Annotated in this window: 21 protein-coding genes; 19 read left to right on the top strand and 2 right to left on the bottom strand. The window is 46.5% G+C overall.

The annotated features are described in order from the left end of the window. Nucleotides 1-206: 206 nt before the first annotated feature. The 6 genes from HU824_RS08615 to HU824_RS08590 are packed head-to-tail and all read left to right on the top strand — an operon-like array spanning nucleotide 207 to nucleotide 4,312. The gene (locus HU824_RS08615) at nucleotides 207-428 is read left to right on the top strand and encodes a hypothetical protein (RefSeq protein ID WP_025076690.1); all 222 of its coding nucleotides are present in this window, start codon (nucleotides 207-209) and stop codon (nucleotides 426-428) included. A 31-nt stretch (nucleotides 429-459) separates the two neighbouring features. After that, complete coding sequence (locus HU824_RS08610; RefSeq protein WP_008766685.1) at nucleotides 460-1,440, top strand: PRTRC system protein E; 981 nt, start codon at nucleotides 460-462, stop codon at nucleotides 1,438-1,440. 4 nt (nucleotides 1,441-1,444) lie between these two features. Next, nucleotides 1,445-1,666 carry a PRTRC system protein C gene (locus tag HU824_RS08605; protein WP_008766686.1) on the top strand — a complete coding sequence of 74 codons (222 nt, stop codon included), beginning with the start codon at nucleotides 1,445-1,447 and terminating at the stop codon, nucleotides 1,664-1,666. Nucleotides 1,667-1,715: 49 nt separating this feature from the next. Further along, nucleotides 1,716-2,804: a hypothetical protein gene (locus HU824_RS08600; protein ID WP_008766687.1), complete on the top strand. Its 1,089-nt coding sequence runs from the start codon at nucleotides 1,716-1,718 to the stop codon at nucleotides 2,802-2,804. A 3-nt stretch (nucleotides 2,805-2,807) separates the two neighbouring features. Further along, on the top strand, nucleotides 2,808-3,527 hold the full coding sequence (locus tag HU824_RS08595) for a prokaryotic E2 ligase family D protein (RefSeq protein WP_008766688.1): 720 nt from the start codon (nucleotides 2,808-2,810) through the stop codon (nucleotides 3,525-3,527). Then, the gene (locus HU824_RS08590; RefSeq protein ID WP_008766689.1) at nucleotides 3,524-4,312 is read left to right on the top strand and encodes a PRTRC system ThiF family protein; all 789 of its coding nucleotides are present in this window, start codon (nucleotides 3,524-3,526) and stop codon (nucleotides 4,310-4,312) included. The genes HU824_RS08595 and HU824_RS08590 overlap by 4 nt, the downstream gene beginning before the upstream one ends. A gap of 87 nt (nucleotides 4,313-4,399) precedes the next feature. Here the strand turns inward: HU824_RS08590 and HU824_RS08585 are convergent, their stop codons facing one another. Further along, nucleotides 4,400-5,155, bottom strand: coding sequence for a LytTR family DNA-binding domain-containing protein (locus HU824_RS08585; protein WP_008766690.1), 756 nt, complete (start codon nucleotides 5,153-5,155; stop codon nucleotides 4,400-4,402). Next, on the bottom strand, nucleotides 5,136-6,227 hold the full coding sequence (locus HU824_RS08580; protein ID WP_176468612.1) for a sensor histidine kinase: 1,092 nt from the start codon (nucleotides 6,225-6,227) through the stop codon (nucleotides 5,136-5,138). Before HU824_RS08580 ends, HU824_RS08585 begins: the two co-directional genes overlap by 20 nt. Nucleotides 6,228-6,552: 325 nt before the next feature. On the opposite strand from HU824_RS08580, the gene HU824_RS08575 reads away from it, so the two are divergent. The 13 genes from HU824_RS08575 (at nucleotide 6,553) to HU824_RS08515 (ending at nucleotide 21,890) form a co-directional block, all read left to right on the top strand. Next, nucleotides 6,553-7,200 (top strand): hypothetical protein, encoded by a 648-nt coding sequence (locus tag HU824_RS08575; protein ID WP_032934842.1) that lies wholly within the window; start codon nucleotides 6,553-6,555, stop codon nucleotides 7,198-7,200. A 30-nt stretch (nucleotides 7,201-7,230) separates the two neighbouring features. Next, complete coding sequence (locus HU824_RS08570; RefSeq protein ID WP_016270801.1) at nucleotides 7,231-7,905, top strand: porin family protein; 675 nt, start codon at nucleotides 7,231-7,233, stop codon at nucleotides 7,903-7,905. A gap of 15 nt (nucleotides 7,906-7,920) precedes the next feature. Beyond that, the gene (locus HU824_RS08565) at nucleotides 7,921-8,586 is read left to right on the top strand and encodes a DUF5034 domain-containing protein (protein WP_032934843.1); all 666 of its coding nucleotides are present in this window, start codon (nucleotides 7,921-7,923) and stop codon (nucleotides 8,584-8,586) included. A 43-nt stretch (nucleotides 8,587-8,629) separates the two neighbouring features. Continuing rightward, nucleotides 8,630-9,448 (top strand): hypothetical protein, encoded by an 819-nt coding sequence (locus HU824_RS08560; protein ID WP_016270803.1) that lies wholly within the window; start codon nucleotides 8,630-8,632, stop codon nucleotides 9,446-9,448. Between the two features lie 5 nt (nucleotides 9,449-9,453). Then, nucleotides 9,454-9,606, top strand: coding sequence for a hypothetical protein (locus tag HU824_RS08555; RefSeq protein WP_016270804.1), 153 nt, complete (start codon nucleotides 9,454-9,456; stop codon nucleotides 9,604-9,606). Between the two features lie 205 nt (nucleotides 9,607-9,811). Continuing rightward, on the top strand, nucleotides 9,812-10,384 hold the full coding sequence (locus HU824_RS08550; protein ID WP_007655484.1) for an Ig-like domain-containing protein: 573 nt from the start codon (nucleotides 9,812-9,814) through the stop codon (nucleotides 10,382-10,384). 294 nt (nucleotides 10,385-10,678) lie between these two features. Beyond that, nucleotides 10,679-10,954, top strand: a complete 276-nt coding sequence (locus HU824_RS08545; protein WP_007655485.1) for a hypothetical protein — start codon at nucleotides 10,679-10,681, stop codon at nucleotides 10,952-10,954. A gap of 266 nt (nucleotides 10,955-11,220) precedes the next feature. Next, on the top strand, nucleotides 11,221-13,506 hold the full coding sequence (locus HU824_RS08540) for an outer membrane beta-barrel family protein (protein WP_065539544.1): 2,286 nt from the start codon (nucleotides 11,221-11,223) through the stop codon (nucleotides 13,504-13,506). Between the two features lie 155 nt (nucleotides 13,507-13,661). After that, the gene (locus HU824_RS08535; RefSeq protein WP_032560190.1) at nucleotides 13,662-15,455 is read left to right on the top strand and encodes an LTA synthase family protein; all 1,794 of its coding nucleotides are present in this window, start codon (nucleotides 13,662-13,664) and stop codon (nucleotides 15,453-15,455) included. Between the two features lie 261 nt (nucleotides 15,456-15,716). Beyond that, nucleotides 15,717-16,256 carry a GNAT family N-acetyltransferase gene (locus HU824_RS08530; RefSeq protein ID WP_084081210.1) on the top strand — a complete coding sequence of 180 codons (540 nt, stop codon included), beginning with the start codon at nucleotides 15,717-15,719 and terminating at the stop codon, nucleotides 16,254-16,256. A gap of 43 nt (nucleotides 16,257-16,299) precedes the next feature. Further along, on the top strand, nucleotides 16,300-17,421 hold the full coding sequence (locus HU824_RS08525; protein ID WP_005809248.1) for an efflux RND transporter periplasmic adaptor subunit: 1,122 nt from the start codon (nucleotides 16,300-16,302) through the stop codon (nucleotides 17,419-17,421). Beyond that, a complete protein-coding gene (locus tag HU824_RS08520) occupies nucleotides 17,418-20,531 on the top strand; it encodes an efflux RND transporter permease subunit (protein ID WP_122350854.1) in 3,114 nt (1,037 codons plus the stop codon). The genes HU824_RS08525 and HU824_RS08520 overlap by 4 nt, the downstream gene beginning before the upstream one ends. After that, the gene (locus HU824_RS08515) at nucleotides 20,532-21,890 is read left to right on the top strand and encodes an efflux transporter outer membrane subunit (RefSeq protein ID WP_005809240.1); all 1,359 of its coding nucleotides are present in this window, start codon (nucleotides 20,532-20,534) and stop codon (nucleotides 21,888-21,890) included. Nucleotides 21,891-21,904 lie beyond the last annotated feature (14 nt).

The following is a 21,904-nucleotide window of genomic DNA, read 5'->3' as shown; positions in this document are numbered from 1 at the left end:
CTGTCTTCCCCATCTGTGCCACCTTGTGCCAACCTATGCCCAAACCTACTGACAGTCAGTTGAAATGCTCAATTCTTCTCAAATCTTCATTTTATCCTATTCTTTTTCCCGAAAACCTTGCCTTACCGAAGGCATCTGCCGTCGGGCCCTTGTAGTTCACGGGCTGCCAAAGCCCGAATATTCACAATTAAAAAAAATAAAGAGACATGAACCAAGCATTTGCAACAAGCGCACCGCCGGCTCCCATGAGGATGCCCATGCCGGTAACGAGAAGAAAAAGGACGGTGGAACCCGAACCTGCCGTCAAGTTCCCGCCACGGGGGACGACAGGGCCGGTACACATCTCCACCCTGTTGAACCCGATTCTGGAAATCAGCCGCCATCCCGACAGGAACAGGCTGCTGGCCAAACTGTTCAGTGAAGAATAAAACCCAGTAATAACTTTTAATACATCAAATTATGTTTTTTACAGCAATCCACCAGATGATGACCGAAGGCGTGGATCTCACGCTTGTCATCCGCAAAGCGAACGGACAACTGACAGTATCCTTACTGCCGAAGTCGAACGGGCTGAAGGACGAAGCCCAGAACCACCTCGTACCACTGACCGTCAGCGGGCATCCGCAGGAACTGGACGCAGGCTTCCTACAAGCCGTAGCACGTCCTATACAGAAGACTACCGGACTGATTTCCAACATGGCGCAGTTCGAGGCGCAGGCTGAGAAGGCAGCGTCCGAGAGCAAGGCGGCAAAGGAGACCAAAGCGAAGGAGACGAAGGAGGAAAAGGAGAAGCGGGAGAAGTACGAGAAACATTTCAAGAAAGCGGAGGAACTGATCGCTGCCAAGAACCACAAGGAGGCGGTTACCGCACTCGGACAGGCACGTCTTTACGCCAAACCGCAGGACCAGAAGAAGATTGACGAGATGGTGGCGGAACAGACAAAGGCGATGAACAAGGGCAGTCTGTTTGAACTGATGGAAGAACCGGCTCCGCAGCCACAACAGCCGCAGGCACAACCGGCAGCCGCACCAGTCCAACAACCGCGGCAGGCTCCACAGTATCCTCAGCAACCGCAGGCACAGAGACCGATGGCGGCTCAGGCTCCTGGCGGACAGCAGAGACCGGCAGCCAATCCTCAGCAACAGCAGACAATGTGGCCACCGCAACAACCGCCGCAGGGACCGGCACAATATTACGCCCAGCCACAACCGCAACCCTATATGGGACAGCAGCCAGTACCGCAACAGGCTCCACAACCCGCACACGGGGGATACCATGGGACACATTGGCAGGAGCCGGTACAGCACCCTGAAGAACTCTCCCCACATTATCACGCCGGAGAGGATGAACCCAATTACCGTCCGGAGGATTACGAGGAATATCCCGATTTTCCGCAGTCCATGTTAGAAAATCATGTCTCACAATATCAAGCAGTATAAGATTATGGCACTCGAAGTAACAGGAATGGCACGCTCATTCACATTCAAGAAAGGCAGCGGAATGGTAACGCTCGATGATCCCAACCCGTCGGACAGCCCCGAAATGGTCATGAGCTATTACTCCAACTTCTACCCGGAGCTGACAACGGCAACGGTACATGGACCGGTCATCAAGGACGACAAAGCCGTGTACGAGTTCAAGACCACCATCGGGACCAAAGGATAGGAAGCATGAAGAAGGAACGAAAGAAAAAGAACAACAAGAAAAGGAAACCATGTGTACCATTGGACGAACAACAGTCAAGGCAGCTGGCGAGGCTCATCATCGGCCAGACGCGGAGGAATGTACGGTACGGCGTGAACAGGGAAGAACGGATTGCGGCTCCAAGCGGGGCCGTAATTCTTTTCTAAGCACAGCCTTCATACCGCTGGCACAGAATAATCTTACCGTGGATTGTTACGACAGCGGCGAATGCAACAGTATAAACGTAATCACGCGGGATAACTACGAATTCCTGCGTGATTCGTATTTCAGGTATTCCCTGCTATTGCAGAAGGAGGGCGTACACATGCCAGGAAACAGTATCGGGGAAGGCATCGCCAATCTGTACGATGAAATGAACACGCTTGTCGGTGACGAACTGCATGTCAACATCGAGCAGGAAGCCGGCAGGCTTTTCTTCCGGCTGTGGAAATACCACAAGTGGGGAAGTTTCACGCTGTACTACTTCCCGGTGAAGTTTCTGGAATCGCTCAATCCCATTTTAAGGAGGATTGCCATTACCTTTATCCATAAACTGATGAAAGCAAACGGCATTGATACATTCGTGGATTACGAAGAATCGGACTTTTTGTTTGAAATGCTTTCGGAGGATGACGGCAGCGACCCGGAGGAGTGGAAAGAACGCATGAAACTGCTGGACTCCTATCAGGAAGGGAAAATCGGCAGGCTGCTCAAACGGGTGGAATCGAAATCCTACTACAAGAACCTGCCGAAAGCACTGGATACATACGAACCCCAAAACGGGTTTGAACAGCCTTTGGTCGATGCGATGAAACGGGGTCTCCCGTTTCTGACGCCTGCACGGGGCATCATGCAATACGCTTATGACGCCTATTACTCGGAGAATCCGGACTTCCACCCGATGTACCTGCAACAGCAGATAAGGGTCGTGTATGACATCAACGACATTGTATCCGACTATCTCGTTGACTATTACAATTCCTGTAGCAGGGAGACCTACGACATCACTCCGGTGACTGCCCTTGACCTGTCGCCCGATACCGAAGAACTGTTCAGCATGGACGATTACCCGGAACGGTTCTTTCGGTGGGCGGACGAATTCATATCTTTAATCAGTTGAATTATGTTGGAAACGAATGAACTTACCCAAAAATTGAGGACGCTGCTCCATCCGAGGGCGGCGTTGATTGCCTATTCAGGCGAGAAAGACAACTCTTATGCCTCTGACAACAACTATTTTGTTGAGATAAGGGATATAGACGATAACGGAATGATGGGAGAAGGCCGGCCCGTCACGGTGGATTTCATGAACGAACTGGTGCGCGGTTATTCCGAAAGCCACAGCACCACGCCATACGGAAGGATTCCGCCCAATATGCTGTGGTGCGACCCGCGCAAGGGCAGTGAGAGGTATATCTGGTACAACTCCCCACAGAAACGGATGATGTTTTTCAAGGAATCCCTTCAAGTAGAGAATGCAAAATACAACCTGCCGGGAGTCATTTACGTGGCAGGTGGCAGTTCGTTGAGTATATATGCTTACAAGGACAAGAAACTGACGGAAAAGACGGAGCTTTATGCCGCACCGTTCTTCAACGTGACAGGGGCAAATGTCTGTCTGGGTTCCGCTAAAATAGACAAGCCGAGAGATTTGACCTACAAAAACCTGTTGGAGTATTGGGAGAAGAAGTTCTGGCTGACGGAGTTTTCACACCTGGGCGGAGGGGGCAACCCGACCAGATCAAACCTGATATTGGTGACAAAGGCCGCAAAGGACAAGCCTTTCAACCTCGACGAACTGAAACCTTTGAATAACTTGAAATTGAAAGATATATTGAAATGAAAAGAGTACACTACATAGATAACTATCTGCTGAACCCGCAGCACCCGGTCACGGTGAACCTGATCGGCGCGGGAGGAACCGGCTCGCAGGTATTGACCTGTCTGGCACGGCTGGACGTGACATTGCGGGCACTCGGACATCCGGGATTGTTCGTGACACTTTATGACCCGGACATAGTGACGGATGCCAACATCGGTCGCCAGCTTTTCGGCTGTTCCGACCTTGGACTGAACAAGGCGCAATGCCTGATTACCCGAGTGAACAATTTCTTCGGCAATGACTGGAAAGCGGTACCGGATATTTTCCCGACCGTGCTGAAAGATGCCAGACGGGATGACATGGCGAATATCACCGTCACCTGTACCGACAACATCAAGTCACGGCTTGACTTATGGAACGTATTGAAAGCCGTGCCCACCTCGAATTACCGTGATTACGAAACACCGCTTTACTGGATGGATTTCGGGAACACACAAAGTACGGGTCAGGTTGTGTTGGGAACCATACCCAAGAAAATAAAACAGCCCGCTTCCGAGTTGTACAAGACTGTCGATTCGTTGAAGGTCATTACCCGGTTCGTGAAATACGCGAGGGTGAAGGAGGCGGATTCAGGACCGAGCTGCTCCTTGGCGGAGGCGTTGGAAAAGCAGGACTTGTTCATCAACTCCACACTGGCACAACTCGGATGCAATATCCTTTGGAAGATGTTCCGTAACGGGATGTTGGAACATCACGGGCTGTTCCTTAATTTAGAAACGATGAAAGTGAATCCGATAATGATATAACTTGTTTAAAAGAGGATGAGCCAAATGCAAATTTTGTAAGAATCAAATCTAAACGAACATAATTTCACTTTACGCACATGTTAATAATTACCTGTCAATCCATTCCTTAAGCCTCTGCGCCTTTTCCTTACTCACTTGTATTTCCGTTTTCGGATAACCTTTCAAACGGACAATCAACTTTCCTCCAAAATAATTACCGAGGAACAAAACGTGCTCTACATTGATAATATATTGGCGGTTTGCCCGGAAGAAATAGTCGGGATTCAGTTGGTGTTCAAGTTCATCCATTGACACATTGACCACTTCGGAAGTGCCGTTGTTAAGACGGAGATATACAATCTTGTTTTCTGTTTCGATGTGGTTGATGTCCGAAACGCGCACGGTCTTATATCCGTCACGGTAAGGAAGCAAGAAACGCTCCCGATAACGGAACTTGTTCTTCTGTAAGGCATCGAAAAGCTGCTGTAGGTTTTCGTCGGTGTAATTCTTACCGGCTTTGGCCGCCTTGTCAATGGCCGCTTCAAGTTCATCCGAATCCAACGGTTTCAGAAGATAGTCGAAACTGTTGAACTTGAATGCTTGTACCGCATATTCGTCGTATGCGGTGGTAAATATGATGGGTATGGTTGCCGGGGCATATTTTAGAGCTTCGAAACTCAAACCGTCAGTCAAACGGATATCCGCCAGAATGAGGTTTGTGGTTTTGCCGGATTGAAAGAATTCGACCGTCTCTTTGATGCTGGCAAGAGGGCCTTCGACAATAAATGTTCTGTCAATGTCGTTCAGCAGCCTTATGAGGCGTTTGGCATTGCGTGGCTCGTCTTCAAGAATCAGTATGTTCATAGGGGATGGTGTTTTTTATGATGGGCAGACTTACCGAATAGAAGTTTTCGGCATTCTCTATCTTGACCTTTTTATCACAAAGCAAAGCGTATCGTTCTGTGATATTTTTAAGTCCTAAACCGGTTGATTCGATTGGGGACATCAAAGGTGACTTAAGATTGCTGACTGTTATATAATCATCGGACAGCTTTATGTCGATGACCAGCGGATGTTCAGATGAAAAGCTGTTATGTTTTATTGCGTTTTCCACAAGAAGCTGCAATACAGCCGGTGGAAGAAAACCTTTGCATTGTCTGACGCCCGGACTTACTTTTGCAATGACACCTTCGTCGTGGCGCACTTTCATCAAGTACAAGTATGAATCAAGAAACTTGATTTCGTCCGCGACAGGTATCAGGTTTCGGTCCAAGTTGGTGATGATGTATCGGTATACTTTCGACAGATTGCTCAGGAATTTTCCGGCAAGTCCGCTATCCTCCTCAATCAGCTCCAGCAGATTGTTGAAGTTGTTGAACATGAAATGCGGATTGATTTGCAGTTTCAGGGAATTGAGCTGTGACTGCAAGGCTATCTCCTTTTCTTTCATCAGTGCCATTTCAAGTGCCTGTTTCTCGTTGCGTGCCTTGATGTAAGACTGAAGATAGAACGTGTTGGCATAGACGTTTGACAAGAATGTGGAAATCATGGCAAAAGTATATGCGCCTTTCATGTTGAGGAGCTCGTCAAGAAGCCCGTTGCCGTTTTCACCCCATAAGAAGTTGAACAAAGAAATCATGCCGAATGCGACAACGTTGTTCAGGGTAAAAAGGCAGGAAGCATAGACAATCACCCACACATAAGATGTCCTAAATGGCAATACCCTAAAGACCAAAAAGGAAAATCCTAAAGAGATGTAGGTAAACAGCATACACAACAGATAATCGATGATATAATCGGCTATTGCCATCTCCGGTAATTGGCCGGCGGTTTCATCATCGAGTATAAACCACAGAATGAGGTAGAGCATATAGGAAACGGTTGATAACAACAGACCGTTCTTCCAATTCATTATTTTTATATTCTCGTTGGCCATATCAGATACAAAGTTACTTCATATTCCGCAAAAATAGGGATTTACATCTTTAGTTGATAGGATAAAACCGACTGAAACGGATAAAATCACCATTGAAGTGATGAAAATGAATGTTGAAACGGATGGAGTTGCACTTTATGTTTGCCGAAATACCATTTAGAAAATCTGTTTTTCAAAATAAACCGCCTATTTGGGCGGTTCAGATATAAATTTATCCGTTTCAGCCGAATTTTACTGTTACAGCCAAAGCAACACGGGTAATTTTGCATCCATATAGGGTAAATACCGCATGATAAAGTCTGAATCAACCAAATTTTTAAGTAGCATGAAACATTTAAGTTTTTTGAGAAGACATGCCAATATAGTATTCTGCTTACTTTTGTGTCTTGTCTATCAGAGAGCTGAATCTAAAGAATTGTTTGAAAACAATTCTTTAGATACTTGCTATGTGTTAGCTATTGCAAATGTCGATTTAACAACGGATTTGCAAAAAAAATATGAAGAGAGGAACATTGCAACGTCTGCGATTGTCGGATACAGCTTTAGTGATGATGAGGTGAAAATTTATTTGTTGGATGACAGGTATGATTTTGATCTGTATTCTATCCAGAAAGGAGATAGCATAACTTTACATTATCCTCATACGTCACAAGAGAAAGAGAAGAAAGCAATAGCTATACATAATCACAGTTTCCAAGAACGTATCAGAAAGAATGATAGCATCTATATTGATATTGATTTTTGGAATATTGAGAAGAAATTGAGTTTGCCCCCTTCTTTGGACGATGGCCTGTTCCTTAAATGGGAAATCGCAAAACGACGCTTTATAAAGCATATAGTAAAAGATAGCCAAGGCTTCCATAAATTAGATGTTGAGAACGAAGATGATTTACGTTTGTCCAAGCGTACATTCGGCCAGTTATATTGTATGTACATATTGGCACATAATGAGACCATGAGGCATGAAAAGTAACTTATTTGTTTTTTTATAAATGATTTTTGTATGAAGAAAATTCTATTGACATTGCTTCTCGCCCTGCCATTCTGCATGGTGGCGAAAGCACAAGATTTCAGAGTGGGAATAACGGGAGGTTACAATCTCAGTTCTCCAAGTGGTTACAAATCTCAGTCCGGTTTTCATGTCGGTGTAAAGGGAGAACTTGGTCTTCCTATAGTGACAAAAGGCCTTTACATGGACTTCGGATTGATGCTCTCTTCACATGGCTGGAAGAGTCCGGGATACTATTACGACGGTAACTATAACCCCTCTGCAGGCGAAAAACCGGACAAACCATCATCTGGCTATACTTCAGACAATAAGTGTACCCCTTACTACCTGAATATTCCCATCCATATCGGTTACAAGTTTCCCGTAGGACGGAACGTCAGTTTGTTCATCAACGCTGGACCATATTTTAACATCGGCCTGTTTGGTAAAGCAAAAGAAACCATCACTCCCGATAAGGGAACTGCCACGACAAAAGAGATGGTAGGCAATGTGTTCAGTGACAAGATGCTTAATCGCTTCGATTGGGGGCTGGGATTCCGTGCCGGAACGGAGATTGCCCGCCATATCCAGCTTTCCATTGGGTATGATTGGGGGATGAAGAATATAAACAAGAGTGGTGTGGACAACAAGAACAGGACATTTGTGGCATCTTGCGCTTATATGTTCTGAAATAGGTATTCGCAAATGACAAAAGCCATGAAAGTTTTCACGTATATCATGATGGTTGGGGCACTCTGTTGTTTGTTCTGCTACTCTAAAGAAAAAGAAGATGCACCAACAGGTGCTACATTCAATAAAACATTTGTTACTGGTTATTTGACACCCGAATCTATTGTCATATCAAAAATGAATTCAGGAATTAAAATCACGTTTAAGGGGGATTTGATTACTTCTGGTAGGAGTTTTGATGCTTTATCAATATATTACAATGATTTATCTTATAATAGATATACTATTGATGGACCACGTACGGCAATTAATGATAGTATATACAAGATTGAAGTCTACACTGTCGAGAATTTTGATGCATCGCATCCTGCTGGAAGTGATATTTCAGATTTGATAGAATGTAGGTATATTTCTTATTATGATTACATACAAAGTGGTTATAAGAAAGAAGATAAAGATGTTGGACAATATATAGATATGACAGAATATTGGGGAATTGAAGGAGCAAAGATGCTGAAAGATGAACTTACGAAAATAAATAATAGAAATACGAAGCTTATTGCACCAACCCTTGTTTTAAAATTCAAAAAAGAGCCAGAGAATAAAGGAAAATTCCAATTCAATTTAGTCTTTCATTTGGAAGAAAAAGAAATAAAAGATTCCATTGAATATGAATTTTAATATAAAACTATTCAAGTTTAGCTTTAAGATTTAAAGTATCATTATGTGGAAACAGAAATTGAAAATTTGCGGTATTAATCTGGCGGCATATATTGTGGTTCTCATTATCATGGCTATGTTGTCCGTTTGCTCCCGATTGTACGGGCAAGAAAAACCAATGTTGTCCCCTGAACATACCAAACGGATTGCACCGGGCATTGACACCACCAAACTGCCGTCTTTTGAATATGGAAAGTCATTTCTGTCTCCACATTTTGGTATCATTCACAAGAAGCCTGAAATGCTTTTGAATTTTCGCCCTGATTACACGTTAGGAATCCCTGTTGACCGTTCATCCTTACATAAAGGCGAATATCGCGTTGGCGGAGTTATTCATCGGTTTGACAAGGTGAATGTTTGGGGTCGTGGCAGACAGGAGAACATCATAGGAGTTGGCGTATCGAACTATGCTGAAGTTAAAACGGCATATTCTCCAAACGAGAGATGGAAATTGGGCATAAGCCTCTATGCGCACAAACTGAGTATTCCTCGTTCGAGTAGCAATACATTCGGAATGGGAGCCGATGTTTCCTATAAATTCTATCCCAAAACATCGCTTCATCTCTTTGGTACATACTATCTGTTGGATATGAAACCGAAGAGGTGTTTAGACGGCTATCATTATGGCGGTTATCTGTCTTTTGATTTGGCAGAACGATGGTCAATGGATGTGGGCATGAGACGTTATGGAAACAACTTGTTCCACCAGCAATGGACTGTGCCGATTATACGTCCGTCGTATAAGCATAACGGCAGCGAAATAAACGCTGATTTTGGTGGGATGTTCCAGCAAATCCTGAAAGGTTTATTCTTTAATCATTGACAAGTATGAAACAGAAAAAAAGCAAAATAACGATTATTGCAGTATGGATTCTGCTATGCGGATGCGTGGTATGTATGGAGTCGTGTAGCCATCTGCTATACAATCCGTCCAACAAGGCGGAACAAGTGACAGTGACTATTAAACAGCCCATAAAATAAAGTTCATATGATTATGCGATAATCTAAAATAAGATTGCAAAACCCGTAAGAAAGTTATTTCAAATAATGAATATGGCGTTTCGGATGCTGTTTTCGCCGTTTTAGATAAAATGTAATTGAAGAGCTTACACTGAAGTACTACTTTTGTTTTGCAATTGCATAAAAGAGCGTTCAACAAAACAACAAGGTTTTAAAAAAAAGAACAATGAAAAAAGTAAAATTTATCAAATTCACTATGGCGTTTTTCGCCTGTGTTCTTGCAGTAACCATGGGTTCCTGCGATAAGAACGATGACCCCAAAGTTCCAGATCTCAAGTGCACCCCTTCTAAGGTAGAAGTGGCTCCCGGTAAAACAGCAACGGTGACTGTAAGCGGTGGCACGGCTCCATTTACAGTGACCTCAAGTGATAGCAAGATTGCAACAGCTAAAGCAGACAAGAACACTATTACAATTACCGGTGTCAAAAATGGTACAGCGACCATACTCATCTCCGACTCAAAGAAACTTACAGGAAAGGTTCCTGTGATGGTCAAAGATATGGCATCCGAACTTGATTTCGATAAAAAGTCTATATCCGTAACTGCCGGGAAGGAAGAGACTGTCACTGTAAAAGGTGGTTCCGCTCCTTTTACAGCAACCGCCAAGGACACGAAAATTGCCACAGTCACAATCAAAGATGGAAAGATTATTATCAAAGGTGTCAAGGCTGGCAGCACTTCAGTGACTGTTACTGATAAGGATAAGAAAGCTGGAACTATTTCAGTTACAGTAAAATAAAGTGTTAAAAATCCTATTGGGAAGGAAGAAGAAACGCATGTATTTTTTCTTTCCAATAGGATTGTTATGTATTATGGTTTGCTAACAAAAATGAATGGAGTAATGGGATATCGAAAAAGGAGTCGTATTGACAATTGTCTTTTTATTAGTTATTTGCATGACAAATTGCCGTTCATGCTGCTACGGATAAGGGTCAGTAATAATTTTGGAGATAAACATGGATTATATAAGACCCCGTTATTGTATCCTTACCTAAGTTTTGGATATACTATTAAATAACGTCAATAGTTCAAAATGGAAAATCCACTTCCTTTGAAACTCATAGAAGAGCAAGAGTTATTTGAAAAACTGTTGGAACTTCTGGTTTTATCAACGCATTCTCCCAAAGGACGATTTTCAAAAGATAATAGTTACATTATATTTAAGAAAAAGATGGAAACAACAAAAGATGGGAACACTGTAAAATTGGTATTGCCTTTCCCTCATTTTTTGTGGATACTTGCCAACCAACCTGAGATCCTCAAAGGAAAAGCAAATAAAGTCAATAAAAACGGAGAGGATAATAAGTAATATTGACATACTGTGAGGCGTTGTCTTTATTCAGATCATCATGTTGCCCCCAATTAATTATTAATGACTGCATTTACATGTGGGCTCGGTGTATTCACTTCATCCTTATGTTTTCTGAAAATTATTATGAAGTGGGATAATCTTGCGTTTTATCTGGGGATAAATTACTGGAATGCAAACATTAATGGCAGCAGCAAATGGGGAAAGAATATGGCTGACAATCGGATACGGTTCGTTATTTTGATAACATAAATATTTTGGCAAAAATGCATAGTAAGAAATCAAATATTGGCATGGCGGCAAAGGCATTCCTGCTAACAGCTATAGGATTACCTATGGGGGTAAGTGCACAGGGGGTAATCGAGGAAAAGGCAGATACGATAGTTGTTTATCCGACACAGCACCTTGAGGAGGTTGTCATCGTGCATCAGATCCCGATAGTCAAACTAAAAACCGACAAGGTGACTTATCAGGTGAGTAATGATGTGGAGTCAAAGACACGCAGTGTATTGGACATACTGCGCAAGGTTCCTATGGTGACCGTGGACGGACGAAACAATATCATGGTAAACGGCTCCGCACAGTTCAAGGTTTATGTGGACGGAAGATTGAGTACTGTCATCACTCGCAATCCAAAACAGACGTTACGCAGTATGCCTGCCAGTCACGTGAAGAACATTGAAGTTATCACCAATCCAGGTGCCCAGTATGATGCAGAGGGAACTGGAGGTGTCCTTTGCATCACCACCAAGAAAGGTGGTGCCAAACAAGCATTGGCATTAGAAGATGACGGGTATGACGGAGCCACAAGTGGCTCCGTACACCTTCTGACAGGTATTCTGAGCAACGGAGTTGACGCCAGTCTCTCCGGTCAACAAAGCAAATGGTCGTATGACGTAAATTTGAACGGAGAATATATGTATTCAACGGGTATCATTGTAGAATCGGAGGTGACCGGCAACGGGACACGTCAATGGATGCGACAAAAGTCCTCATCGAAAATGCCATTCTCAATGGGCGAAGTTGGTGTGGGATACGAGATTGATTCCGTCCAATCACTCCATGTTTCCATGTCCACGACTTGGTTTGCTACAAAAGAAAAGAGCCGTCCCTCCTATCTTTACTCAGGCGGTATGTGGGGACAGGAGATGGCTTTCAGTGGTAGTCAGAAGATGAATATGAACGAGATTTCGGTAGATGGAGGCATCGATTACCAACGTCAGTGGGGTGACAGGGGCAGGCTGTTTGCGAGTTATCAGATAAGCCATGCTCCCAACCGAAATGATACAGAGAACAGATACGATGGTCTTGACACCTCCTTGCACCCCGAAATCACTTCCACTGTGAAGGACATCCGGACAGAAATTTGTGATCGCACCACACAACACCACCTATCCACCGACCTTACCATTCCGCTTACCCGGCATCAACAACTCAACACCGGTGTGAAGTTCTCCTTCGACCGTGGAGAGAGTCAGGCTACCGAAATGCGCTTTTTGAATGGCGGTTTCGTGGAACAAAAGGCGGCTGCCATGCACTACCGACAATCTCAAAACATAGCCGCCCTGTATGCCGAATGGGAGGCTCAATGGGGATGGCTGGGCTTGAAGGAGGGCCTTCGCTATGAACATACCTGGCAGAAATCACGCTATCTGAAGGGAGAAGGGAGTAAATTCTCGCTTCACTATGGCGACCTCGTACCATCCGTCTCTCTTACTGCCAAAGCTAAGGAGAACAGCACATTTGGCGTGAGCTACACCATGCGTATACGTCGGCCAAGAATCAATGAACTCGACCCATATGTCAATAAGTCCGACCCTACCCAGCTTTCGTATGGCAATCCCAACCTGAAAGCACAACATCTAAATAATCTGGCTATTGTACATACGTTGAGGGCAAATACGTTAGCAATGCGAATCAGCCTCAATCATTCATGGAGTAACGATGGTATTGTCCGGTATTCATCAATGAAGGACGGGCGTATAAATACCACCTTTGGCAATATAGCCAGAAATCGCAAGACATCGCTGAATGCTTATGCCTCATGGAATGCGACACGTTCAACCCGCTTGATGCTGAATGGAGAGGTGGGCTATAGTGACATGCGAAGCCGGGAGATTGATGCCCGTAACTATGGTTGGCATGGTAACCTGAATCTGGGGTGGCAACAGAATCTGCCTTGGCAGTTGAAATGGAGCAGTAATCTGGAATGGATGTCGCGTCGGTACTCTCTCCAAGGTTACGATTCGGGTATGATGATGATAAGCGCAACACTCGCACGCTCCTTCCTCAATGACAAACTGGATGTGGCTATCAGTGGCATGAGCGGTTTAGGTCATGGTGGTAAAATGTATTGGGAGTCGGTATCTCGCACCAAGGACTTCACGAATATATCACGATTCATTGAACCCATGCAGGACATCACCATAGGTATCACTTATACGTTTGGTGGAAAAAGTAGGAAATATACAGAAAAAACCGTATCGGATTCATTTGAAATGGGGGACAGTCGTATCGTAAAACAGCAGACAAAACGAAGAGGAAAATTATGAATCGTATTTAGCATGAATGCAACTATCCGGACTGTTTTGAGAGCAACCCAGATTAAAATAATTGATGGTGATATATTTTATCTTATGAGACAAGATATTATCGTTCTCTGTGTAGTGAAAAATAATTAGGAAGAATCGCTAAACTGAATTAGCCAATGACTGTTGGTAAACAAGAAAGGGATGTCACGGACAACAAGATGCTGTCCGTCATTCCAGTAGCAGGAATATTTTTCAAGTTTCTCCTGTTCAATGCAATATGGTGTTATTACACCACCTTTACACCTTTTTCATGCTGGGAATCGTATGCCACTGCTTTTGTGGCAACCCTTCTGTTGTCTGTCCCTTATATATTGACAAGGCATATTGCGGCAGGCGTGCTTGTCATGTCTGTGCTGGATATATGGATGGTTGCCAACCTGATGTATTACCGTACCTATTTTTCAGCCATTCCTCTGTCAAGTTATATGTTGGCGGGAAATCTTGCAGACTTCCTGCCAAGCGTGACCGCTTCGTTACGATGGTGTGATTTATTGTTCCCAATTTCGACAGTCGTCACCGTATTCCTTACATTTCGGATAGGTTGCCGGCAGAAAATCACATTGCGATTTAGCAGACGGACATATTTCGTATTGCTGATTTTTTCATGTGCCCTGTTAAGTATCAATTTATCCGTCCGGGGAGGTTTCATTGCGATATACAGGGCATTGAGGTCATCCGCACATCAACACGCCAGTGGCCCGCCACTCTACACGCTGTTCGGCACACTTTATTTTGATTATGCGGAGGAGTTGCCCGAACTTACAGAAGAACAGGAGCGTGAGATTCATATCTGGCTCTCCGGAAGACCGCCGCTTGTTCCCGTACCGGACATTGAATGCAGGGACAACTGCATCCTTATTTTGGCTGAATCACTGGAAAGTTGGGTGTTGAATCTTACGGTCGAAAATCAGGAAATCACACCTTACCTTAACAAGCTCCTCAAAGAGCCATCCACGCTGTATGCGCCCCATGTGCTTACACAAGTCAACGGAGGGCGTTCCATTGACGCCCAGTTGCTTATGCTTGCCGGTCTGTTGCCATTGCAGACCGGCGCATACAGTTGCCGTTTCCCTTTCAATACATACCACACTTTGCCCAAAGCTATGAAGGAGCTGAAAGGCGCACGTAACTATCTTCTCACGGTGGACAAGACAAAGACATGGAACCAAGGAGCAGTGGCACGGAGTTTCGGGATAGACACAATTATCTCTTATCCCGATTTCCGAATGACAGAAACATTCGGAAATCGGAAGCGACTGGGTGATAAGGCATTTTTTGCCCAATGCATGGAAAAGATTGAAAAAGGAGAAGTTTGGCACTCCGGTGAAAACGTATTTATCCAGATGGTCACTTATTCCGGTCATTCACCGTTCAAGATGCCCGAATCGCTTAAAACCGTTCATTTCTCTAATCGGGTTCCCGAAATCATGGCAGACTATATGACAGTGGCGCATTATACAGACGAAGCTATCGGGAAATTCGTGGAATATCTGAAAAACCGTCCCGAATATGAACGTACAATGGTTGTAATAACCGGTGACCACGAGGGCTTGGCAGACCACCGGAAAGAACTGTGCCATACAAAGGCTGGGAAAGGAATAATTTCCGAAGACGAGTTCACACCATTCATAGTATTGAACTCTCCTGTTCCGATGCACTATCTCAAAGTTATGGGACAGATTGACATATATCCTACTCTTCTGAATTTACTCGGTCTGGAAAAATTCCGATGGAGCGGTATTGGTCAAAGCATTCTTGACCCTCGAAAGCCGGGCATTGCCATCAGTCCGAAAAGAAAAATAGAAGGTGATACCTTGCATATATCTGCGGATGAACTTTTACGGATGCAGCAATCTCAAGTAATCTCTGACCGGATAATACGATTCGATAAATTGAAAGATCTACGATAGCCGATACTTCGGAAGTCATTTTTGTTGTTTCAGGCGTGTTTTTCTCTGTTTCGATTGTATTCCGATTGCTACGACCTCGGATACGAAATAATTTTGCACCTAAAAAATGAATAACATGATTATCGAAACGATTAAACGGCTGTCAATAGATATGTTCATTGCAATCATGGCGATTGAAGCAATTGTCATTGCGGCAATCGCTTTGTCGCTTTTGATTGGTACGTTTTGCAAATAATCCCACAGGACATGGAGCAAAAGGAAATATATATCGAAACCGAACGAATTATCATTCGAAATTTCAAGCAGAAGGATGCCGAAGGATTGTTGGAGTATCTTTCTAATCCTCGTGTGAATTGCTTTGCCGGAGACCGCCTTTGTTCCGAAGAGGCGGCATGGGCATATATGCAGTATTCCCCGAAAGACATGCTGCGCTATGCGGTGAGTCTGAAAAAAGATGACTTTATTATCGGTGACGTGTTTGCTTTGCGTGAGAATGAGGACACTTATAATGTGGGGTGGCATTTCAACAAACGTTTTGAAGGCAAAGGATTCGCTTGTGAAGCGGCAGCCGGATTGTTGGATTATCTTTTCCGGGAGGCGGGCGCACGGCGTATCTATGGATTTGTGGAAGATGACAATATCCACTCCAAACGCTTATGCGAACGTCTTGGTATGCGCCGCGAAGGATGTTTCAAAGAGTTTGTGACATTCGTAAACAATCCTGACGGCTCCCCAAAATATGAAGATACCTGTGTTTATGCCATTCTCGAAAAAGAGTGGAATACCATCCGTCAGTGGTGACACACCAAACCTATTATGAATTAATACAAAACAAGAAGAAAATATGAACAAGCAATTCATTATCACGAATTTCGCCGCATTTGCTCTCATGCTGTTCCTGCCGACCGGATGCAGGCAGGCGGACGGCAAGCAGGATGCGGTGCAGAGTTATCGGGTCATAAAGGTCGCGGCAAGTCCGGTGGAAATCTCCGAGTCCTATTCCGCCGCCATACGCGGACGGCAGGATGTGGACATCCTGCCGCAAATATCCGGGCGCATTATCCGTCTGAAAGTGAAAGAGGGTGAACGGGTGAAGACCGGTCAAGTATTGGCTGTAATTGACCAAGTGCCCTATCGGGCGGCATTACGCACGGCGCAGGCCAATGTCAGCGCGGCACAGGCAAAAGTGGAAACGGCAAGAATCGAGCTGCGGGGCAAGCAGGCATTGTTTGACGAGAAGGTCATATCCGACTACGAGCTTTCTCTCGCCCGGAACCAACTGGCAGTGGCGTGTGCTGAACTCGAACAGGCAAAGGCACAAGAATCGGATGCACGCAACAATCTCTCCTATACGGAAATCAAAAGCCCGAGCAACGGAGTAGTAGGCACATTGCCCTATCGCATCGGTGCGCTTGTCGGTCCCAATATGGCACAGCCTTTCACGGTCGTGTCCGACAATGCGGAGATGTATGCCTATTTCTCCATTTCGGAGAATATGCTACGGCGATATTCGGCTCGCTATGGCTCGATTGACAGCATGATAGCCGGGACGCCGGAAGTGGGCCTGCAACTCAACGACGGCAGCCTGTACAAGGCGAAAGGACGTATTGAAACCGTAAGCGGCGTGGTGGATCCTGTTACCGGAACGGTACAAATCAAAGCCCTGTTCCCCAATCCCGACCGCGAACTGTTGAGTGGCAGCATCGGCAATGTCATCCTTCAAAACCCGAAAACGGAGGCCGTAACCATTCCCATGACCGCCACCGTGGAACTGCAGGACAAGATTATCGCTTACCGTCTGAAAAACGGACAGGCGGAAGCCGCCTATCTCACGGTGGACCGCCTGAACGACGGCAACCGGTTTATCGTAAAAGAAGGTCTTTCGGTCGGTGACACCATTGTCGCCGAAGGCGTGGGACTGGTGAGAGAAGGCATGAGCATAACCCCTAAAAACGAAACGAAATGAACCTGCGATTTTTTATAGACCGCCCGGTGTTTTCGGGCGTTATCTCGGTGGTGATTGTACTGTTGGGCATGATTTCCATGTTTTCCTTGCCGGTGGAACAATACCCCGACATCGCACCTCCGACCATCAACGTATTCGCAACTTATCCGGGAGCAAACGCTGAAACCGTGCAGAAGGCAGTGATAACCCCTCTGGAAGAAGCCATCAACGGAGTGGAAGACATGACCTATATGACTTCCACGGCATCGAATACGGGAGATGCTTCCATCAACATCTATTTCAAACAGGGAACCAACGCGGACATGGCGGCGGTAAACGTGCAGAACCGCGTGAACGGCGCACTGAGCCAACTTCCGGCGGAAGCCACCAAGACCGGTGTCACCACTGAAAAGCAGCAGAATGCCGAACTGATGACTTTCGCGCTCTATTCGCCCGATGACCGCTTCGACCAGACCTTCCTGAACAATTACGTGAAAATCAATGTCGAGCCGAGGCTGAAACGTATCAGCGGCGTGGGAAAGGCACAGTTGTTCGGTTCCAACTACAGCATGCGACTTTGGCTGCGTCCCGACAAGATGGCGCAATACGGGCTTATCCCCGATGACATCTCTGCCGTACTTGCACGACAGAACATCGAGGCCGCCACCGGCTCCTTCGGTGCCAATCATCCTACCGCCAATGAATACACGATGAAATACCGCGGACGCTTGTCCGGAGCGGAAGAGTTCGGTGAGCTGGTCGTCAAGTCACTGCCGGGCGGCAATGTGCTTCGGTTGAAAGAGGTTGCCGATGTGGAACTGGGCGATGAATACTACAACTATTCCTCCGAGGTGAACGGGCATCCGGCAGCTATGATGCTCATCAACCAGAAAGCTGGGTCCAATGCATCAAGCACCATCAAGGAGATTCACGAAGTGCTTGACGACCTTAGCCGGGACTTGCCCGAAGGGACGGAATTCGTGGTGCTTACCGATACCAACAAGTTCCTGTATGCCTCCATCCACTCTGTCCTCCGCACCTTATTGGAAGCGATACTTCTGGTCATCGTGGTGGTGTATGTGTTCTTGCAGGACATCAAGTCAACGCTTATCCCTACCATATCCATCTTCGTTTCCATCATCGGCACATTTGCCGTGATGTCCATGATTGGATTCTCCATCAACCTGCTCACCCTGTTCGCGCTTGTGCTTGCCATCGGAACCGTGGTCGATGATGCCATTGTGGTGGTGGAAGCGGTGCAGGCGAAGTTCGATGAGGGCTATCAATCAGCAGTTCTCGCGGCTGATGATGCCATGAAAGGCGTTTCGTCGGCTATCCTGACCTCTACCATAATCTTTATGGCAGTGTTTTTCCCCGTAGCCATGATGGGCGGGACTTCGGGAGCGTTCTACACGCAGTTCGGTATCACGATGGCTGTTGCCGTGGGAATCTCGGCAGTCAATGCCTTCACACTCTCACCGGCACTTTGCGCGCTGCTGCTGAAACCCTATATCGATGAGCAGGGCAACACTAAGAACAATTTTGCAGCCCGTTTCCGTAAAGCGTTCAATGCCGTCTTCGACAGTCTGAGCCGACGCTATGTACGTGGAGTGATGTTCATTATCCATCGCCGATGGCTGTTGTGGAGCATCATAGGCATTTCTTTCGGGTTGCTGGTGCTGCTGGTCAATGTCACAAAGACGGGACTTATTCCCGAAGAGGACACCGGGACGGTCATGGTGAGCATGAACACGAAGCCCGGCACATCCATGGCTCAGACAAGTAAGGTGATGGAGCGTATCAACAGCCGTCTCGACAGCATCGGCGAGATTGAATACAGCGGTGCGGTAGCCGGTTTCTCTTTCAGCGGTTCCGGTCCCTCGCAGGCGATGTATTTCGTGACACTCAAAGACTGGGAGGATCGTAAGGGAGAGGGGCAGTCGGTGAATGATGTCATCGGAAAGATTTATGCCGCCACTTCAGATATTCCCGATGCCACGGTGTTCGCCATGTCGCCTCCGATGATTGCCGGGTACGGCATGGGAAACGGTTTCGAGCTTTATTTGCAGGACAAGGCGGGCGGAAACATCGCCGCTTTCAAGGAAGAGGCGGACAAGTTTGTCGAAGCCTTGTCGCAACGACCCGAAATCGGCGAAGTCTATTCCTCCTTTGCCACGGACTATCCGCAATACTGGGTGGATATCGATGCCGCCAAATGTGAGCAGTCGGGTGTGTCGCCCGCAGATGTGCTTTCCACATTGTCGGGCTATTATACCGGACAATATGTTTCCGACTTTAACCGGTTCTCCAAGCTCTACCATGTGACCATGCAGGCTCCGGCGGAATATCGTGTGAATGCGGAATCCCTGCACCACATGTATGTGCGCGCCTCCGATGGCGGCATGTCGCCTTTGAGCCGGTTCGTGCGCCTGACCAAGACCAACGGCCCGTCAGACCTCACCCGTTTCAACCTGTTCAACGCCATCTCGATTAGCGGGTCGCCGGCGCAGGGTTACAGTTCAGGGCAGGTGCTCGAAGCCATCGGCGAGACGGCACGTGAAGTGCTTCCGTCAAATTACACATACGAGTTTGGCGGCATTTCGCGTGAGGAAAGCAAGACGACCAACAATGCCACGCTTATATTCCTGCTCTGCATGGTTCTGGTCTATCTGATTCTGTGCGCCTTGTATGAGAGCGTGTTCATACCCTTCGCGGTTCTGTTGTCGGTGCCTTGCGGACTAATGGGCAGTTTCCTGTTTGCGTGGCTCTTCGGTCTGGAGAACAACATCTACATGCAGACCGGATTAATCATGATTATCGGCCTGCTTGCCAAGACCGCCATCCTGCTTACCGAATACGCCGGCAAGCGGCGGTCGGAAGGCATGACGCTGGCACAGGCAGCATACAGTGCGGCAAAAGTCCGCCTGCGCCCTATATTGATGACTGTGCTGTCCATGGTGTTCGGTCTTGTCCCGCTGATGATGGCGCACGGAGTGGGTGCCAACGGCAGCCGTTCGCTTGCCACAGGTGTAATCGGTGGAATGATTGTCGGTACTTTGGCTCTGTTGTTCCTTGTGCCGTCATTGTTTATTGTATTCCAATATATTCAAGAACGTGTTAAGCATAATTAAATGAAGAAGACAGTAATATATATCATATTGTCGGGATGGATGTTTGCCGGTTGTGGCACATACAGCCGGTATCATCGTCCTGACCTCTCAACGGAGAATCTGTATCGGGACGTACCGGCGGACATTGATACAACGACCATCGCGTCCCTGTCGTGGCGGGAAATGTTTACCGACCCGAAACTCCAGTCCTTGATTGAAACCGGACTTGAACGGAACACAGACCTCAATGTGGCACGGTTACGCGTGGAAGCGACAGAAGCCGTCCTGATGACTGCCAGACTATCATATCTTCCATCACTGGGACTGACTGCCGAAGGTAATGCCAATAAACATGACGGAGCAACGGCAAAGACATATAATGTGGGAGCGTCGGCAAGCTGGGAACTGGACATCTTCGGCAAACTTACGGCGGCAAAGCGTGGTGCAGCCGCCGCGTTACAAGGAAGCCGTGCCTACCGGCAGGCCGTACAGACACAGCTTGTCGCCACTATTGCAGACAGTTACTACACCCTTGCCATGCTTGACGCACAAATGGCAATAAGTAACCGGACTTTGGAGAACTGGCGGACTACCGTACGTACTCTTGAAGCGTTGAAAAAAGTGGGGAAATCAAACGAAGCCGGCGTATTGCAGGCAAAGGCGAACGTGATGCGACTCGAAGCATCCCTGTTATCCATACGCAAGAGTATTTCCGAAACAGAAAATGCCCTGTCTGCGATACTTGCCATGCCGTCACACTCGATTGGACGAAGTAATCTGGCCGAGGCTGCTTTCCCCGATACTGTCTCGATTGGAGTCCCTTTGCAACTGCTTTCCAACCGTCCCGACGTGCGTCAGGCTGAAATGGAACTGGCGCAGGCGTTCTACGCCACCAATGCGGCTCGTGCCGCCTTCTATCCCAATATTACCCTCTCGGGGACTCTTGGATGGACTAATAACGGCGGTGGCGTAATCGTAAATCCCGGACAATGGTTGCTCAATGCCATCGGTTCCCTGACACAGCCCTTATTCAACCGGGGCACAAACATCGCCAACTTGAAGATAGCCAAAAGCCGTCAGGAAGAAGCCAAACTGTTGTTCCGGCAATCATTGCTGAACGCTGGAAAAGAAGTGAACGATGCTCTGACTGCATGGCAGACGGCAAAATCGCAAATTGAAATCAATGCTCGACAGGTTGAAACATTATGCGATGCTGTGCGAAAGACAGAATCGCTTATGCGTCATTCCAATGCCACCTATCTGGAAGTGTTGACCGCCCAACAGTCTCTTCTCGAAGCGGAAGTGCAACAGCTACAAACTCGTTTTGAACGCATACAAAGTGTAATCAAACTTTATCATGTGTTGGGAGGAGGAATGTAACTGCAATAAATAGA

The sequence above is a fragment of the Bacteroides sp. L10-4 genome, from assembly GCF_013373675.1.
Classification (GTDB): Bacteria; Bacteroidota; Bacteroidia; order Bacteroidales; family Bacteroidaceae; genus Bacteroides; species Bacteroides muris.
Note: the sequence above shows the minus strand (reverse complement) of the source record. Positions and strands in the feature narration are given on the sequence as shown.

Coding starts and splice junctions, on each gene's coding strand:
- HU824_RS08615 (WP_025076690.1), top strand. CDS start 207: ATGAACCAAGCATTTGCAACAAGCGCACCGCCGGCTCCCATGAGGATG.
- HU824_RS08610 (WP_008766685.1), top strand. CDS start 460: ATGTTTTTTACAGCAATCCACCAGATGATGACCGAAGGCGTGGATCTC.
- HU824_RS08605 (WP_008766686.1), top strand. CDS start 1,445: ATGGCACTCGAAGTAACAGGAATGGCACGCTCATTCACATTCAAGAAA.
- HU824_RS08600 (WP_008766687.1), top strand. CDS start 1,716: ATGTGTACCATTGGACGAACAACAGTCAAGGCAGCTGGCGAGGCTCAT.
- HU824_RS08595 (WP_008766688.1), top strand. CDS start 2,808: ATGTTGGAAACGAATGAACTTACCCAAAAATTGAGGACGCTGCTCCAT.
- HU824_RS08590 (WP_008766689.1), top strand. CDS start 3,524: ATGAAAAGAGTACACTACATAGATAACTATCTGCTGAACCCGCAGCAC.
- HU824_RS08585 (WP_008766690.1), bottom strand. CDS start 5,155: ATGAACATACTGATTCTTGAAGACGAGCCACGCAATGCCAAACGCCTC.
- HU824_RS08580 (WP_176468612.1), bottom strand. CDS start 6,227: ATGGCCAACGAGAATATAAAAATAATGAATTGGAAGAACGGTCTGTTG.
- HU824_RS08575 (WP_032934842.1), top strand. CDS start 6,553: ATGAAACATTTAAGTTTTTTGAGAAGACATGCCAATATAGTATTCTGC.
- HU824_RS08570 (WP_016270801.1), top strand. CDS start 7,231: ATGAAGAAAATTCTATTGACATTGCTTCTCGCCCTGCCATTCTGCATG.
- HU824_RS08565 (WP_032934843.1), top strand. CDS start 7,921: ATGACAAAAGCCATGAAAGTTTTCACGTATATCATGATGGTTGGGGCA.
- HU824_RS08560 (WP_016270803.1), top strand. CDS start 8,630: ATGTGGAAACAGAAATTGAAAATTTGCGGTATTAATCTGGCGGCATAT.
- HU824_RS08555 (WP_016270804.1), top strand. CDS start 9,454: ATGAAACAGAAAAAAAGCAAAATAACGATTATTGCAGTATGGATTCTG.
- HU824_RS08550 (WP_007655484.1), top strand. CDS start 9,812: ATGAAAAAAGTAAAATTTATCAAATTCACTATGGCGTTTTTCGCCTGT.
- HU824_RS08545 (WP_007655485.1), top strand. CDS start 10,679: ATGGAAAATCCACTTCCTTTGAAACTCATAGAAGAGCAAGAGTTATTT.
- HU824_RS08540 (WP_065539544.1), top strand. CDS start 11,221: ATGCATAGTAAGAAATCAAATATTGGCATGGCGGCAAAGGCATTCCTG.
- HU824_RS08535 (WP_032560190.1), top strand. CDS start 13,662: ATGACTGTTGGTAAACAAGAAAGGGATGTCACGGACAACAAGATGCTG.
- HU824_RS08525 (WP_005809248.1), top strand. CDS start 16,300: ATGAACAAGCAATTCATTATCACGAATTTCGCCGCATTTGCTCTCATG.
- HU824_RS08520 (WP_122350854.1), top strand. CDS start 17,418: ATGAACCTGCGATTTTTTATAGACCGCCCGGTGTTTTCGGGCGTTATC.
- HU824_RS08515 (WP_005809240.1), top strand. CDS start 20,532: ATGAAGAAGACAGTAATATATATCATATTGTCGGGATGGATGTTTGCC.